This is a genomic window from Actinopolymorpha sp. B9G3 (assembly GCF_040120725.1).
Taxonomy (GTDB): Bacteria; Actinomycetota; Actinomycetes; order Propionibacteriales; family Actinopolymorphaceae; genus Thermasporomyces.
On record NZ_JBEEAB010000001.1, the window covers coordinates 85,422 to 100,757 of the forward strand.

Annotated in this window: 16 protein-coding genes and 1 tRNA gene; 4 read left to right on the forward strand and 13 right to left on the reverse strand. The window is 69.4% G+C overall.

The window, feature by feature from the left end; all coding sequences use genetic code 11:
* Positions 1–194: 194 nt before the first annotated feature.
* The 4 genes from ABNF93_RS00375 to ABNF93_RS00390 all read right to left on the reverse strand — a co-directional run bounded on the left by ABNF93_RS00375 (position 195) and on the right by ABNF93_RS00390 (position 2,887).
* Positions 195–272: transfer RNA gene (locus tag ABNF93_RS00375), tRNA-Leu, on the reverse strand.
* 21 nt (positions 273–293) lie between these two features.
* Positions 294–869, reverse strand: a complete 576-nt coding sequence (locus ABNF93_RS00380; RefSeq protein ID WP_349325433.1) for a GNAT family N-acetyltransferase — start codon at positions 867–869, stop codon at positions 294–296.
* Entirely contained in the window at positions 862–2,010 is a 1,149-nt protein-coding gene (locus ABNF93_RS00385; RefSeq protein WP_349325434.1) for a Gfo/Idh/MocA family protein, read from the reverse strand. Before ABNF93_RS00385 ends, ABNF93_RS00380 begins: the two co-directional genes overlap by 8 nt.
* Positions 2,011–2,113: 103 nt before the next feature.
* On the reverse strand, positions 2,114–2,887 hold the full coding sequence (locus tag ABNF93_RS00390; protein ID WP_349325435.1) for an IclR family transcriptional regulator: 774 nt from the start codon (positions 2,885–2,887) through the stop codon (positions 2,114–2,116).
* 307 nt (positions 2,888–3,194) lie between these two features.
* On the opposite strand from ABNF93_RS00390, the gene ABNF93_RS00395 reads away from it, so the two are divergent.
* From ABNF93_RS00395 to ABNF93_RS00405, 3 genes are all read left to right on the forward strand, one after another.
* Positions 3,195–4,523: an ABC transporter substrate-binding protein gene (locus ABNF93_RS00395; protein ID WP_349325436.1), complete on the forward strand. Its 1,329-nt coding sequence runs from the start codon at positions 3,195–3,197 to the stop codon at positions 4,521–4,523.
* 63 nt (positions 4,524–4,586) lie between these two features.
* Positions 4,587–5,480 (forward strand): carbohydrate ABC transporter permease, encoded by an 894-nt coding sequence (locus tag ABNF93_RS00400; RefSeq protein WP_349325437.1) that lies wholly within the window; start codon positions 4,587–4,589, stop codon positions 5,478–5,480.
* A 10-nt stretch (positions 5,481–5,490) separates the two neighbouring features.
* Positions 5,491–6,363: a carbohydrate ABC transporter permease gene (locus ABNF93_RS00405; protein ID WP_349325438.1), complete on the forward strand. Its 873-nt coding sequence runs from the start codon at positions 5,491–5,493 to the stop codon at positions 6,361–6,363.
* Positions 6,364–6,379: 16 nt separating this feature from the next.
* On the opposite strand, the gene ABNF93_RS00410 is transcribed toward ABNF93_RS00405, so the two are convergent.
* Both ABNF93_RS00410 and ABNF93_RS00415 read right to left on the reverse strand, forming a co-directional pair.
* Positions 6,380–7,696, reverse strand: coding sequence for a class I SAM-dependent methyltransferase (locus tag ABNF93_RS00410; RefSeq protein WP_349325439.1), 1,317 nt, complete (start codon positions 7,694–7,696; stop codon positions 6,380–6,382).
* Positions 7,697–7,791: 95 nt separating this feature from the next.
* Positions 7,792–9,225, reverse strand: a complete 1,434-nt coding sequence (locus tag ABNF93_RS00415) for an NAD(P)/FAD-dependent oxidoreductase (protein WP_349325440.1) — start codon at positions 9,223–9,225, stop codon at positions 7,792–7,794.
* Between the two features lie 113 nt (positions 9,226–9,338).
* On the opposite strand from ABNF93_RS00415, the gene ABNF93_RS00420 reads away from it, so the two are divergent.
* Positions 9,339–10,010: a hypothetical protein gene (locus tag ABNF93_RS00420; protein WP_349325441.1), complete on the forward strand. Its 672-nt coding sequence runs from the start codon at positions 9,339–9,341 to the stop codon at positions 10,008–10,010.
* A gap of 61 nt (positions 10,011–10,071) precedes the next feature.
* Here ABNF93_RS00420 and ABNF93_RS00425 read toward each other — a convergent pair whose 3' ends face one another.
* The 7 genes from ABNF93_RS00425 to ABNF93_RS00455 all read right to left on the reverse strand — a co-directional run bounded on the left by ABNF93_RS00425 (position 10,072) and on the right by ABNF93_RS00455 (position 14,883).
* A complete protein-coding gene (locus ABNF93_RS00425) occupies positions 10,072–10,425 on the reverse strand; it encodes a VOC family protein (RefSeq protein ID WP_349325442.1) in 354 nt (117 codons plus the stop codon).
* A 32-nt stretch (positions 10,426–10,457) separates the two neighbouring features.
* A complete protein-coding gene (locus tag ABNF93_RS00430; RefSeq protein ID WP_349325443.1) occupies positions 10,458–10,853 on the reverse strand; it encodes an MmcQ/YjbR family DNA-binding protein in 396 nt (131 codons plus the stop codon).
* A gap of 89 nt (positions 10,854–10,942) precedes the next feature.
* Positions 10,943–11,782: a uracil-DNA glycosylase gene (locus tag ABNF93_RS00435; protein ID WP_349325444.1), complete on the reverse strand. Its 840-nt coding sequence runs from the start codon at positions 11,780–11,782 to the stop codon at positions 10,943–10,945.
* Positions 11,783–11,837: 55 nt separating this feature from the next.
* Complete coding sequence (locus tag ABNF93_RS00440; protein ID WP_349325445.1) at positions 11,838–12,659, reverse strand: M55 family metallopeptidase; 822 nt, start codon at positions 12,657–12,659, stop codon at positions 11,838–11,840.
* Complete coding sequence (locus ABNF93_RS00445) at positions 12,647–13,645, reverse strand: Ppx/GppA phosphatase family protein (protein ID WP_349325446.1); 999 nt, start codon at positions 13,643–13,645, stop codon at positions 12,647–12,649. The genes ABNF93_RS00440 and ABNF93_RS00445 overlap by 13 nt, the downstream gene beginning before the upstream one ends.
* Before the next feature lie 250 nt (positions 13,646–13,895).
* Positions 13,896–14,426 carry a DUF501 domain-containing protein gene (locus ABNF93_RS00450; protein WP_349325447.1) on the reverse strand — a complete coding sequence of 177 codons (531 nt, stop codon included), beginning with the start codon at positions 14,424–14,426 and terminating at the stop codon, positions 13,896–13,898.
* 37 nt (positions 14,427–14,463) lie between these two features.
* Complete coding sequence (locus ABNF93_RS00455) at positions 14,464–14,883, reverse strand: FtsB family cell division protein (protein ID WP_349325448.1); 420 nt, start codon at positions 14,881–14,883, stop codon at positions 14,464–14,466.
* Positions 14,884–15,336: the final 453 nt, after the last annotated feature.

Consider the following 15,336-nt stretch of genomic DNA (forward strand, 5'->3'; position numbering starts at 1 on the left):
GATCCGGAAAACAGCGAAGCTGTGAGTTGCCGCGACTGCACAAAAACTCTAGCTCGTACCAAACCAGGCGATTCGGATGCGCTCAGTCCCTGGGACCGGGACTCGTCTCATGTGCCCGCACATCTGGGGCGGCGACTGTGAGACGCCACGCGGGACAACCCACGACACCGCGGTTCGCCTCGACGAAGAATGCGTGCCCCCGGTGGGATTCGAACCCACAGAACTGACACCCATTTTAAGTGGGCCGCCTCGACCAGTTGGGCTACGGGGGCCGGGCCGCTTGCGAGCTGAGACTAGTGTCGCTGATCCCCGCCGGGCCAGGTGGGCGGCTCGAAGGGCCAGTCCAGCCGGTCGCACACCGTCCGCCAGCGTTCGACCATGCCGTCCGCCCACAGGTGGGGTACGAATCCGAGCCGCAGGTAGGCCTTGATCGCGGGTAACCGGTAGTCGTCGGTGCGCAGATAGATCTCAGTGGCGCCGACGTCGAGCAGTCGGGCGACCGCGGCGGCCGTGATCACGCGGCCCAGTCCCCGACCGCCGTGGTCCGGGTGCGCGGCGATCCAGCCGACCTCGTGGCCCTCGGGATACAGGTCGGCGATCGGGTTCAGTTGCGCCATGCCGGTCGCGACCAGCGCACCGGTCGCCTGGTGGCGGACGACCTGCCACCCCGACGGTACGACGGTGGCGCGGACCCGCGCGAGGTTCTCGTCGTTCCACTGCCCGAGGGCGACCTTGGCCATCAGTTCGCGGAACGCGGGCAGGTGGTCGGATCCGGCCGGCTCGAGGGCGTACCCCTCGGGTAGTCCCAGCGCGTCCTCCGCGAGAACGCGACCGGCGGGCCACACCATGTGCAACTGCGTCTCAGGCAAGGGGGGCCTCCCGACCGGGCTCGGTGCCGATCCCCGCTGTGATCATGCGCGGGTCCGGAACATGGAGCCAGGCGCCGTTCTCCGCATACGAGCGCTCGGAGACGACACCCGGCAGCGACATCTCGAGGGCAGCGTAGATGTCGACAGGTACGTCGGTCCCACCCTGTACCGCCTTGACGAACTCCACGATCGGCCACGCGTCGGCGCCCCAGTGCCCGACCGCACCCGGTGGCGGCTGCCGATAGCGGTCGGGGAGGAACTCCTCGGCATAGGTGTCCAGCGGCTCCCAGCTCCCGGCCAGGCTCCGCCCCTGGACGTGGACGCGCGGTTGCTCACCCGCCGCCCGGGCCGCTTCGTACCCGCCCTCGGTGCCCTGGACGGAGTAGTAGTCCATGAGGTGCGGACGGTTCGACAGTGTGTCGTACCGGATCCGCAACAGCGCACCGCGCGACGTGCGGCACAACAGGAGCACGGTGTCGTCGAGCTCGAACTCGGGCGCGGTGTGCCGACCCGTGCCGACGCAGCTCACCGCGGTGACCCGATCGCCGAACCACTGCAACAACGGGCCGAGACTGTGGGTCGGGTACGGATGGCCGGCGCGGCCGTGCTGCCAGTAGTAGCGCCAGGTCGGCCGGCCGTCGGCGTGGCGGGAGAGTCCCTTCAGCTCGTGGAGGTACTCGCCCTCGCCGTAGTACAGCTCACCGAACACGCCCCGTCGCGCCATCTCGCGGACGACCAGGTTGGAACGGATGTAGCAGTAGTTCTCGGCAAGCATGTAGCGGGCGGAGCTGCGGCGGCAGGCGGCCAGCAGGTCGTACGCCTGCTCCAGCGACACCGCGGCCGGGACCTCCGACAGCACGTGGATGCCGGCGTCGAGGGCGGCGACGGCCTGCGGCACGTGGTGGTGCTGCGGCGATGAGACAACCACGAGGTCGGCGTGGTCGAGCAGGTGGGCATAGCTCTCGCACTCCACCTCGACCCCGTGCTCGGCCGCGAACCGCTTGCGGGCGTCGCGATCGGGATCGTAGACCGCGTGGAGCAACGCCTCGTCGGCCACCGACCGGAGGCCGGCGACGAATCCGGCGCCACGCGCGGCGCCGGCGATACCGACTCGCAGGGGCTGGGTCTTGGTGCGGCTCATCGGTCACCTCGGCGACTGGTCCTGTCCTGGTTCATGACCTCACTTCGTTCGGCCCGTGCTGATGCATGACCTCACTTCGTTCGGTCCGTGCTGATGCATGACCTCACTTCGTTCGGTCATGGTCGGGGTGGTAGTCGAGCATGGCCTCGAGCACCTGCACATGTGCGCGCAGCGCACCACCCACGTCGTTCAGGCGGCCGTGCGGGAGGCGGTAGCTCGGCGCGCTGACACTCATCGCATAGCGCGCGGAACCACTCGCGTCGCGGATCGGGACGGCGACGCAGCGCAGGCCCTCGACGGACTCCTCGTCGTCCACGCCGAACCCCCGCGCGCGGGCCCGGGCGAGGTCGCGCAGCAGGTCGTCGGCCGAGGTGAGGGTCCGTGGGGTCAGCTCGGGCATGCCGTGGTGGTCGAGGAGCTTCTCGATCTCGACCTGCGGCAACGTCGCGAGGATGGCCTTGCCGAGCCCCGAGGCGTGCCAGTCGTCCTTCTCCCCCACGGCGGCGCCCTTGCGGATCGGCTGCGAGCTCTCGAGCGCGTGGACGATCACCAGGTCCTCGCCGGCGCGGGCGCCGAGGTTGACGGTCTCGTCGACCTCCTGGACCAGCCGAGCCATCACCGACGTGGCGACGGCCATGAAGTCGCGGCCGCCGATGGCGCTGCGCCCGAGCAGGAACATCCGCATACCGATGCGGTAGTGCCGGCTCACCGGGTCGCGCTCGAGGAAGCCGTGGGACACGAGGCTCGCGAGGTAGCGCAACGCCGTGGCGTCGCTCAACCCGGATTCGGCAGCGATCCTGGACAGCGATGCCGGTCCGGCCGCTACCGCCTCGAAGATCCGGACCAGCCGGTCGATGCCCTGGAGGCTCTCGGCCACCGGCTCCTCCAGGTCCTGCTCGCTTCGCTTCGCGAAGGTCGGCTTCGTTCGCGAGTCCGCACGTTACCCAGTGACTGGAGCGAGCTCCCACGGTGGTCTCGCGACCACCCACACAGGGGCGTACGCCGGACTCTTGACGGAACGAAGCGCTCGGGTGGTTAATGGTCCCCTGCTACACAGTAACAGTCTCCTTCACTGAGTGAAAGTCGGCGACCTCATGACCCGCGCGCCCCACTCGTCCTCGGACACTCCGCTCCTGACCACGCGTCCCCCGGGGATGGCCCGCCCGACCAGAACCTCTCCGCCGGTGTACTCGCGCCGCCACGCCCTCAGGCTGGGCGGACTCGGGCTCGGCGCCGCCGGCCTCGCGAGTCTCGGCGCGGCGGGCTGTGGCGGGGGCGCGAGCGGCGGCGACGAGGAGGGCCTGGCGTTCTGGAACGCCGTCTACGCCACCTCCTCCGACACCGAGAAGACGAAGAAGCGCGGGGAGTTCTGGGTCGTCCGTTCGACCCAGCGGTTCAGCAAGGACACCAAGCTGGCCGCGAAGGTGAGCGACCTGCCCGGCGACCTCCCGATGTTCACGAAGTTCCGCGCCGCCGGGGTGGCCCGCAACGGACCGGACGTCGCGTCGCTGTGGTCAGGCGCCTACACGTTCGGCGTCAAGGACTACCTCGAACCGCTCGACGAGTACTTCACCGCCGCCGAACGCGACCAGCTGACCGGCTGGGCCGCCGTCACCGAAGGATTCGAGCCGGGCAAGGGCACGATCTACGGCGTACCCTCCGGCAACGACGGCATCTGCGCGCTCTACTTCGACCGCCGGGTGCTCGCCAAGGTGGGCACGGAGATCGGCGACACCCCCATGAGCTGGGACGCCTGGATCGACCTGCTCGACCGGATCAAGCGCACCGGCGTCACCCCCCTGGCCCTCGGAAAGTACAACTCGACGGCGTTCACGCTCTTCTACTGGATCGCGCAGGTCGTCGGCGGCGAGGCGGGGCTGCACGAACTCGGTGCCGGTGACCGGGACTTCGCCGATCCCGCCATCGAGGACGTCGTGACGAAGTGGCTGCAACTCCTCGACTACACCGTTCCGGGCGCGCCGACCATGGACGGCGGTCAGGCGCAGAGCCGGCTGGCCGCGGGCAAGGCAGCCGCTGTCGTCGAGGGAGCGTGGGCGATTCCCGACCTGCGTTCGACACTCGGCGACAACATCGTGATGACCACGCTGCCCGATGTCAGCTCGTCGGTCTCGGTGACCGGCACCGGCATCGGCGGACCGGGCGGGGCCCTCGTGGTGACGAACTACTCGAAGAACAAGGACGAGGCCGTACGCCTGATCAAGCACCTGGTCAGCGCCGAGGAACAGCAGCAGCGCATCGCCGGCGGGGAAACCACGCCCATCCCGAACGCGGTGGGACTCGACCCGACCGAGATCTACTCCGATCCGCTGTACCAGCAGCAGTATCGCTGGGTGAACGAGAAGTTCGTCTTCTACGCCGACAACATCTGGCCGACCGAACTCGTCGACGAGATCCTCGCGCAGGCACAACTCGCGTGGGGTGGCAAGATCTCCGCGGCCGAGTTCCTCACCCGTACCGACGCGAAGCGCGACGAGATCGCCGCGAAGAACTAGACACGACCTTTGCGCATGCCCGCCGACGTCGATCTGCGAAGCAGGCAACGCACCATGGCACCGGTGCGCCAGCGACCACGCCACGGGCTCAAGAGACGCGAGGCCGTGATCGGGATCGTGTCGGTCATCCCGGCAGTCGTCCTCGTCGCCTTGCTCATGTGGTATCCACTCGCGACCGCGATCTACCACAGCTTCACCGAGTGGAACGGGATCGTCACCACCTGGGTGGGTACGCAGAACTACCAGCAGCTGTTCGGGTCCGGTGACATCTGGGAGTACCTGCGTACGAACCTCGTCTTCTTTCTTTCCATCCCGTTCATTCTCGTCATCACGTTGTCGGTGTCGGTGTTGTTGCACGAGGGAACGCCCGGAGCCCAGTTCTTCCGTTCGGTCTTCTACCTGCCGACGATCCTGTCCGCGGTGATCGTCGGCTTGTTGATGCGCAGCCTCTTCGCCCCGGAAGGCGTCGTCAACACCGCCTTGACACGGGTGGGGCTCGACGCCCTGGCCGTCGACTGGCTCGCGTCGACCGTGACCGCGTTCCTCGTGCTCATCGCCGCGTTCTACTGGCAGACGCTCGGCCAGGGCATCCTGATCTTCCTCGCCGGACTGTCGGCGATGCCGGGGGAGGTCATCGAGGCCGCCCAGATCGACGGCGCGGGCTGGTGGAGCCGGCTCTTCCGGATCGTGCTGCCGATGCAGGCGCCCGCCATCACGTACTTCCTCGTCACCAATACGGTCTATGTCTTCATCGGGCTGTTCTCGTTCGTCTACACGATCACCGGCGGAGGGCCGGGGCGCTCGACGACGCCGCTGGACTACCAGATCTACCTCAGCGCCTTCGAGAACGGCGAACTCGGCTACGCCTCGGCGCTCTCGGTCGTCCTGCTCGCGCTGGTCGTGTCGATCGCGTGGTTGCAGATCCGCAACTTCGAGCGCTACTCGGTGGAGAGGTAGGGCGGGTGAGGTGAGCGGTCGCAGCGCGACACCGGTCGGCGGCGGGTCGGTCGGCAGGACCACGCGGCTGGTTGGACGAAGCACGATCACCGGACTGCTCACCATCGTCGCGGTCTTCGCGATCTACCCGTTGTTCTTCATGCTCGCCACCAGCCTGAAGAGCCAGGCGGACTACATCCGCGACCCGCTGTCGTTGCCGGCGACGGTGACCTACGTCGAGAACTTCGCCGCGATGTTCGCGAGGTTCGACATCGTCCGGTTGTACGCCAACTCGGTGAGCTACATCGCCCTCGCGTGGGTGATCTGCGTCGTCGCGGCGGTGCCGGCGGCCTTCGCCTTCGCCAAGCTGGAGTTCCCCGGGCGGCGGCTGCTCTTCATGGCGTTCATCTCCAGCCTGGCGATCCCTGGGGTGACGTTCATCATCCCCGACTACGTCCTCTTCGCCCGGCTGGGCCTGATCGACCATCCGGCGTCGGTGATCCTGTTGTGGGCCACGACCGCCTTGCCTGGTTCGCTGTTCCTGCTGTCGGCGTTCATGCGGAGCCTCCCCCGCGAACTCCTCGAGGCGGCGAGGGTCGACGGCGCGGGCTACTTCCAGATCATGCGCAGGATCGTGATCCCGATGAGCGTCCCCGGCATCGTCACGATCACCATCTTCGCCGTCACCGCGTGGTGGAACGACCTGCTCACTCCCCTGGTGTTCCTGCAGTCGGAGGAGAAGGCGACGGTGACGCTCGGGGTGGCGACGACGGTACAGCGCTTCGGGGGCGATACGCCTCTGCTGGTGACCGGCCTGTTGATGGCCGCGATTCCGCCGGTCCTCACCTACATCATCGCGCAGCGTTCGATCCGCCGGGGCCTCGTTCTCGGCGCCCTGAACTGATCGGCCGACTGTGCGGTCATTCCGGCGAGACGGGGAGGGTCCAGCTCGTGCGGGTGGGCGGGAAGTCCGAGCGGCCGTCTCCGTGCGTACGAACGGCAACCAGCTGGTGCACGCTGATCCGGGCCAGCTCGAAGGCGAGCGCCGACACCGCGAGGTAGAGGTGCCAGACCCGGGCCCGCCCCGGTGACAGCTGCCACGTGCAGGAGTCCCATCCGGCTTCGAGGTTGGCTACCCAGGACCGCAACGTCCGGGCGTAGTGCTCCCGGAACGACTCCAGGTCCCTGATCTCCAGGCCAGCGCGTTCGAAGGTGTCGACAATCGTGCCGAGCGTCAGGATCTCCGCGCCGGGGAACACGTACGCATCGATGAACGACCGCTCCGGCACCACCTCGTCGCCGCCGCGCTGGCTGACCTGGTGCAGCAGCGCCCGGCCGCCCGGGCGCAGGAGTCCACGGAGGGTCCGGGCGTACTCCGCGAGCCGCGCCGACCCGACGTACTCCGCGAGGCCGCTTGCGATGATCGCGTCATAGGGCCCGTCGTCGAGTTCGTGCCAGTCGGCGAGTCGGAACTCCACCCGGTCGGCGAGCCCCGCATCCACTGCCCGCTTGGTGGCGAGCTCCACCTGGTCGGCCGCGAGTGTGATACCGACGCCGGTGACGCCGTAGTGCTCGGCGGCGTACAGCAGGAACGAACCCCAGCCACAGCCCACGTCGAGCACCCGCGCTCCGTCAGCGCCGGCCGGACCCGGCTCTGTCAAGCCGAGCTTGCGGCACGCCAGGTCGAGGCCCGCGCGCTGCGCATCGTCGAGAGTGCCCGCCGGATCGGTCCAGTAGGCGCTGGAATGGACGAGCGTGGAACCGAACACCTGCGCCCGCAGGGCGGCGCCGAGCGGCCCGTCGTGCGCACCACTCAGCGTCTTGTCGCGGACGATCGAGTGCCGACGTTCGGCTCCGCTGATCTCCTCCGGCGGCGGCTTCGGATGCGGGCCCACCGCGCCGAGAAGCACCGCGGTGCGTAGCAGCTCACTGCGGTCGGCCGGCGTGAGATCCGGCCGCCGGCCGATCGAACGACCAAATGGCGCCAGCCGCTCCAGGGCGTCGAGCAGATCGCCGTCGACGTCCACCTCACCGGCGACGTAGGCGCGGACGAGGCCGAGCTCGTCCGGGCGCCACAGCAGTCGACGCAGAGCCCGGCGGCTGTGGACCCGGACGGCCGGCGCGTCGAGGGGGCCGGCGATCGATCCGTCCCACGCGTGGATCCGGACCGGCGCCTCCCGACCGAACAGCCGTTGCAAGGCGTCATGCAGACGTTCGGCGACGACAGGACCGACCACGACTTCCCCCCACTATCTGTACGACACCCGCGTGGTAGGCGGCGGCGCCGTGCAGTCCGAGGTTATCTCCGGTGTGCGGCCCGCGTCCGGCCGCCTCAACGCTTCGCCGCCTGCCTCTCGACCGCCGCCAGCTCTACGGCACCCTGCTCTACGGCATCGGTGTGCGACACCTGGCGGGGCATGGCGCTGCGGACGAACTCCTCCCGCGGCCGCTGCAGGTTTCCGAGCGACACGATCTCGCGGCGGAAGAACAGCGCGAGCGTCCAGTCGGAGATGATCCGGATCTTGCGGTTGAGCGTGGGCATCCGGCTCACGTGGTAAGTGCGGTGCATGAACCATGCCGGCCAGCCCTTGAGCTTCACGCCATAAACCTGGGCGACGCCCTTGTGCAGGCCGAGGCTCGCGACCGAACCGGCGTGGCTGTGCCGGTAGTCGCGAAGGGGCTTGCCGCGAAGTGCCCGGACGAGGTTGTCACCCAGGACCTTCGCCTGCCGCACCGCGTGTTGGGCGGACGGACTGCAGAGCGCACCCTCGGGACCGGAGAGGTCGGGCACGGCCGCCGCGTCGCCGGCCGCCCAGACATCGGGCAGGCCCACCACTCGCAGGTTGGCCGCCGCCCTGATCCGACCCTTGTCGTCGAGCGGGAGGTCGGACGCGGCGAGGACCGGGTTGGCCTTGACACCTGCCGTCCAGACGAGGGTGTCGGACTCGAACCGGCTGCCGTCGGAGAGCACGACGTGCCCGTCGACGCACGACTCGAGCAGGGTGTTCAGCTTGACGTCGATCGCGCGTTCGCGAAGTCGATCGACGGTGTAGCGGCCGAGATCCGCGCCGACCTCGGGGAGAATCCGGTCGGCGGCCTCGACGAGGACCCAGCGCATGTCGCTCGACTTGACGCGCTCGTAGTAGCGGGTCGCGTAGCGGGCCATGTCCTCGAGCTCGGCCATCGCCTCGACTCCTGCGTACCCTCCGCCGACGAAGACGAAGGTGAGTGCCCGCCGGCGGATCCGTTCGTCGGTGGTCGACTCGGCGATGTCGAGCCGGTCGAGCACGTGGTTACGGAGTTGGATCGCCTCCTCGACCTGTTTGAAGCCGATGGCGTGCTCCGCGAGACCCGGGATGGGGAGTGTCCTGGCGACCGACCCGAGGGCGACCACGAGCTCGTCGTAGTGCACGTCGTAGGGCGTGCCGGCGCAGGGTTCGATCCGAGCCGTGTGGCTGGCGTGGTCGATCGCTGCGATCCGGCCGGTGATCACCTTGACCCGCGGCAGCAGACGCCGGAGGGCGACGACCACGTGGCGTGGTTCGAGGTTTCCGGCCGCGGCTTCGGGGAGGAATGGCTGGTAGGTCATGTACGACCGGGGATCGACGACCGTGATCGAGACGGTGCCTTTCGCGAGGTCGCGGCGCAGGGCCTTCTGGAGCCGAAGTGCGGCATACAATCCGACATAGCCGCCACCGGCGATGAGGACGGCTTTGGTGTGCACGTCCCATTCACCTCCTGGGCTTAGCTCTTCGATGTCACCCACGTTAGCGCTTCGTGAAAGTTTTCACAAGCATCATTTGGGTCGGGCCTTTCGATCCCCGACGATCCCCCGCACGAGGATCTAAGCTCGAAGGAGCGAGGGGGGAGGGTTGTCTCGTGGGCGCGATCATCGCCGTCATCATCATCGCCCTCATCGCCGTCCTGATCACGCTGACGGTGCCCCTCGTCATGCTCGCGCAGGGTCGCGAACAGCGCCGCCTCGAGTCCCTCGCGCAGTGGGCCACCTCGATCGGCTGGACGACGTACGCCGGAAGCGTCGAAGTCCCCTGGACGGTCCGGCTTCCCGGGGCGAACCCCCGCGGCATCCGCTGCCTCTTCACCGGCGTCTACCGCGACCGGCCGGTGAGCGTGGCGGAGTACACGTACCAGACCAGCAACACCAGCTACGTCAACGGCCAGACCCAGGTCACGACGGACAGCCATGACTTCGTCGCGTGTGTCATCCATCTGCCGTACACCTATCCCGGCATCGAGGTCGCCGCACGCGGCTCAGGCTCGCGGATGTGGCGTTGGCTCACCGGACCGGACGACACCGAGGTCGGCATCGCCGAGTTCGACAGTGACTACCGGGTCAGGAGTACGCATCCCGAGGCTGTCCGCAAGATCATCGGCCCCGCGATGGTGCGGGCACATCTGGCTGGCATGGCGCCGAACTGGAGCCTGCACGGCACCGACCTGCTGGTCTACTGGCAGGGCCGGATGGAACCCGCCCGGGTCCTCCCTGCCCTCGACGCCGTCCTCCGTATCGCCGGCCTTCTCGGCCACTGACCCGTGTTCATGAAGGATTCTCTGCGTATGGCCCGAGCCCTCAGCAGAGCGGTGCGCACGGCTACTGAGTGATGAGACAGAACGGGTGGTCGGCCGGGTCCAGGTAGACCCTGCAGGTCTCGTGTCGGTACTGGCAGACCGCACCCAAGGCAAGCACCTTCCGCTCGCCTTCGTCGAGATCGTCCACCCGCACATCGAGGTGCATGTGCTTCGGATACAAGGGATCTGGCCAGCGCGGAGGTCGATAGTCGTCGGTGCCCTGGAAAGCCAGTCCGGGCCGGTCCGCCGCGTCACCAATGACCACCCAGTCTCCTTCGTCCTGTACGCGGATCATCCCGAGTAGTTCGGCATAGAACGTCGCGAGCTGGTCAGGATCCGGACAGTCGATCACCAGGCCGTGCCATCGTCCGATCATCCCCGAAGTCTGGTCGATCGACCGCGCACGGATCAACCAGTCTCCGGTGGCACCTGAGTGGCTGCCAGCTCCGGCGGCGCGAAGACCAACCAGCCATCGAGCAGGGCGTTCCGCAGGGCCGCCTCCGACACCTTGGACAACTGGACCAGAACCGCGGAGTACCCGTCGAAATGGGGGATCGTGAAGAACGCGTCGGTCTGCGCGGCGAGCACCGCTTCCTTCTCGCTGAGATCCTCGACCCGAACAGCGAGAATGGGACCGTCGGGCGGCTCCGCGTCACCGAACCGCTTCAGGTCCGCCTTGCTGAACGGCCGCTCCCACGCGAACGCCTTGCCGCCGACCGACCAGGTTCGGTTGCCGTGACGTTCGAATTCCGCCGTCTCGGGCAACTCCGCGACCAAGCTCGCCACATCGTCGAACGTCACCATGCCGCCTACCTCCCTGTATGCACCCCATCGCCTTCTTCCGCGCACATCATCGCGTTGCCCTGTATCCAAGCGGTACGCCCTTCCCGCCCTTACAACCCGGCGTACGTCTTGGCACGCGTGAAAACGCCATCGAGCATCGTCTCGGTGAGTTTGCCGGTGAAGGTGTTCTGCTGGCTCGGATGGTAGGAGCCGATCAGGAGAACCGTCCCGGCCTCGCGCAACCGCTCCCCCTCGGCACCCCGCGGCAGCTCGACCTCGGCGCCGTGGCCGAACTTCGGCTTCGGTCTCGGTACGACGTATCCCACGGCCGCGTGCGCCCGTAGCGCGGAGTCCCAGGCGTAGGACCCCAACGCCACCACGGCACTGACCGTCGGCGCGCCCAACTCCACCTCTCGGGCCAGCCAGGGAAAGCAGGCGTCCCGCTCGACCGGCAAGGGCTTGTTGGCAGGCGGCGCGCACCGAACCGCCGCGACGACGCGGACGCCGAGCAGCCGCTGATCGTCGCCGGCCGACGTGCTCGTCGGCGACGCCGCCAGGCCTACCCGGTGCAGCGACGCGAAGAGCCAGTCCCCCGAACGGTCGCCGGTGAAGATCCGCCCGGTCCGGTTGCCGCCGTGCGCCGCCGGCGCGAGACCGACGATGAGAATCCGCGGCGCGTCATCGCCCCAGCCGGGCACGGGGCGGCCCCAGTACGGCTCGTCCGCGTAGGCCCGGCGGCGCTCGCGCGCCACCTGCTCGCGCCACTCGACGAGTCGCGGGCACGCGCGGCACACCGACTGCCGGGCGGTGAGTTCGTGCAGGTCGGTGGCCGACCGCGCAAGGCGCACCACGTCGGCGGCACGCTGCGCGACCGGCGTGTCCGATGCGGCCGGATCGTCCGGCCAGCCGGTTCCCGGCGGCACCGGACTGGCGTAGGCCGCCTCAGTCACCGGATGCGGCCGCTCCTCCGTCACGCCGTACGTCCCCTCACGGCGTACCGACCGGTCATGCGGCACGCCCCAGGACGGCGATCAGCGAGACCAGCCGGTGCGCCGTGGGAAAGTCCGGCGCACCGTAGCGCAAGGTCGTCCCGGTCGTGCGTTCCATGCCGGGCACCAGCAACGCGAGGTCCGCCATCGCCGGCGTGAGGACATCGACCTCGAGAGACACGGCACGGTCGTAACGCGGCGGCGTCACCGACTCCCGGGCTTCGATCGCGCCTGGAACCGCCGCTTCGATGCGCACGCACGCCTCCTCCGGATGCAGGGAGTCTGCCGCGTGTGCGCCGAGCGCACGCTTGACCTCGACCGTGTGGATGCCGGGGACCACCGCCGCCGCCTCAGCGGCCACCGTGTCGTCGCCGGTCACGAGCACGGGAACAGCGTCATGGTGGGCCGCGAGGGCGGCGTTCAGGCCGATCTCGCCGAGGGTCGCACCGTCGACGCGGACCTCGGCGATCACCGCGCTGCTCACCGTGTGGGCGAGCACCGACACCGGCGTGCCCGCCCGGCCGTGGTAACCCACGAACAGGCACACGTCGACACCGGACTCGATTCCCGCCATCATGCCGCCGGGCTTCGGCTTGCCGCGCAGCAACCGGGCGCGCCGGTCGAGAACTTCGGGCAGCAGGTTGCGAAACTGCGCGTGCGCGTCGCTGACAAGAATCTCCGCCTCTGGGGCATGGGACAGAACCCCACGGATCGCCGCGTTGGCCTCCGCCGTCATGAGGTGCCGGTTGCGTTCGTACTCCCGCTCCCCCGGCCGCACGTCCGTCCCGTCGACCACACCGGCGATGCCCTCCATGTCCACCGAGATCAGAACGCGCACGGGATCAACTCCTCGGGGCCTTCGCAGGACCACGCGATGCCGTCCAGGATGTCGTGTTCGCTGACGACGACCTCGGCGTGGTCGAGGAAGGGCGCGACCCGGGCGGCGATGCCGTCGAGGATCAGCGAGCCACCGCCGATCACGTCCACCCGGCCGGGATGCATGTACGGCAGGCGCCGCCGCTCATCGTGGTCCATGGCGAGCAGCCGCGCGCACGCCGCGTGCACGGCCGTCGCCGGGATCCGCGCGTGGTGGAGGCGGTCAGGATCGTACGACGACAGATCGAGGGCCATCGCGGCGACCGTGGTCACCGTGCCGGCGAGGCCGACCAGCGTGCGGGCCTCCTCGAATGGCACTGTCAACCCCGCCTTGTCGAGCTGCCGGTCGACCTCCGCGCGCGCTGCCGCGATCTCGGCGTCCGCCGGTGGGTCGCTCGGAAGGCACCGCTCGGTCAGGCGTACGCATCCCAGATCGACCGAGATGGCGGCCTGCGGTCCGGCCACGGTCGGCAGGTCACCAGTACCGCCGAGAACGAACTCGGTCGAGCCTCCGCCGATGTCGACCACGAGGTGTGGTGTGGGGAATCCCCGGCCGGCGAGCTCCCTCGTAGCACCGGCGAAGGACAGCCGCGCTTCCTCCTCGCCCGAGATGACCTCGGGTTCGACGCCGAGCAGGTCCCGCACACCCGTCATGAACTCCTCCCGGTTCGCTGCGTCCCGGGTGGCCGAGGTGGCGACGAACCGGACCTGTTCGGCGCCCGAGGAGTCGATGAGCGTGGCGTAGCGCCGGCAGGCGTCGAACGTGCGCGCCAATGCCTCCGCCGCGAAGCGCCCGGTCCGGTCGACACCCTGGCCCAGCCGGACGATCTCCAGCCGGCGTTCGACGTCGACGAGCCGCCCGGAGCCGGATTCGGCCGACCCGGCGTCGACATCCGCGATCAGCAACCGGATGGAGTTCGTCCCGCAGTCGATGGCCGCAACTCGCACGTGGACACTCGCCTTCCGGTCTGGTCGATGGGATAGCTGGTGAGGCTCACCCGCCGGGACTACGCCTCGTGGATCCAGGTGCGCCGAATCCTTACATTTTCCCGCGAGCGGCCCGCACAGCTCAGTATCTAGGCTTCGGCCATGCCCTGGCACCAGGCCCTGGCCCCGCACCAGGCTGCGTCGCCACGTCAGACTCCGGCCGCAACCCCGCGGAAACCTCGGTGTCCTGCAGGTACACGTACCCCTGAGGTCAGTCCGGGGTCCGGCCGACGCCCACGCAGGGGCCGTCGGCCGCCCAGTCCGGCAACAGCGCGAGCGCCTCGTCGCCGAGGGGGTTGACCCCCGGTCCGGCGGCGAGGGCGTGCGCCACCAGGGCGTGCAGGCACTTCACCCGGTCGGGCATGCCACCGGCCGAGACGCCGGCGATCTCGGGTACGTCGTCGATCGCCGTCCGGTGGTCGACGTAGCGCTGGTGTGCGCGGGCGTAGGCTGCCGCGAGCTCCGGATCGGTGCGCAGGCGCTGCGTCCACTCGCGCATCAGTCCACTCGCCTCGAGCCGCCCGATCGCGGACGCCAACCGCGGGCAGGTGAGGTAGAACGTCGTGGGGAACGGAGTGCCGTCCGGTAGGCGCGGCTCGGTCTCCACGACATCCGGCAGACCGCAGCGACAGCGGTGGGCGACGCCGCGGACCCCACGCGCGGGCCGCCCCAGCTGCCGGCTGACCGCGGCCACGTCGGCCTCGTCGGGTCGCTCCCGCTGGCCGTGCTGCTCGGTGCTCATGGGATCAGTTGGGGCCTGCCTCGCCACCGTCCCACCGTCATCGGTCGGCGGGCGGTTCGGCCGGGCCTGGGTCGATCGTGGCGGCGGGTTCGGGACGGGTGGCGGTCGAACTCGGCCGCGGTGGGTTCCCGGCCCGTTCGACGCTGCCCCACAGGGCGCTCCACCACGCCGGACGCTCGTCGTCTCCCGACGGCTTCGTCCCCGACTGGTCTGCCGGAGCCCGCTCGTCCGCCCCCACCACGACATATCCGATCTCGCCCGGCATCACCCAACCGAACCGTTCCCGGGCCTGCGCCTCGACATAGGCAGGGTCGCGCCAGCGTTCGAGTTCGCCTTCGAGTTCGGCCACGCGTTCCCTGCGTTCGGCGGCTTCGGCGCGTAGCTCGGTCAGCCTGGACTGCTGCTCGGACCAGGCCCGCAGGCTGGAGGCGTACGACACGATCAACGCGGCCAGCACCAGCGCCAGGATCGCGGCGCGGCCGGTGAGTCCAGTCCGTCTCGACGGTGTCTCGGCGGCTTCCGCGTCCTTCCGCTGCTGCCGGTCGCCACCACGACCAGCCGCCGGTCGCCCGCCGGTCGGCCGGGCGGGTCCGCGTCCGGCCCGATCCGCGTCGGCCTCAGCACGACCTGGACTGCCCGGGGCGCTCGCCCGCCGCGGTGCGCGAGCCGGACCGGTGCCGCCCCGTGCGCCGCGTCCCGGCGAGGCAGGGGTGCGACGACCGCGGCGCGGCCCACCGCCACCCGGTCGGGGACCACGGTCCCTGCGCCCCTCGCCCACGAGACCTCCGCCCCTTCTGTCAGTGCGTACGACCCGTGCCTGACCCGTCAACACCGACCCGTCAACGCCGACCCGTCAACACCGACCCGTCAACGCTGGCCCGTCGCCACGAGCTCAGTGACCCGGCAGCAG

Excerpts from the sequence above, each read along its gene's own strand:
- ABNF93_RS00385 (WP_349325434.1), bottom strand. The coding sequence starts at position 2,010 with ATGAGCCGCACCAAGACCCAGCCCCTGCGAGTCGGTATCGCCGGCGCC.
- ABNF93_RS00425 (WP_349325442.1), bottom strand. The coding sequence starts at position 10,425 with ATGATCGGACGATGGCACGGCCTGGTGATCGACTGTCCGGATCCTGAC.
- ABNF93_RS00430 (WP_349325443.1), bottom strand. The coding sequence starts at position 10,853 with ATGGTGACGTTCGACGATGTGGCGAGCTTGGTCGCGGAGTTGCCCGAG.
- ABNF93_RS00450 (WP_349325447.1), bottom strand. The coding sequence starts at position 14,426 with ATGAGCACCGAGCAGCACGGCCAGCGGGAGCGACCCGACGAGGCCGAC.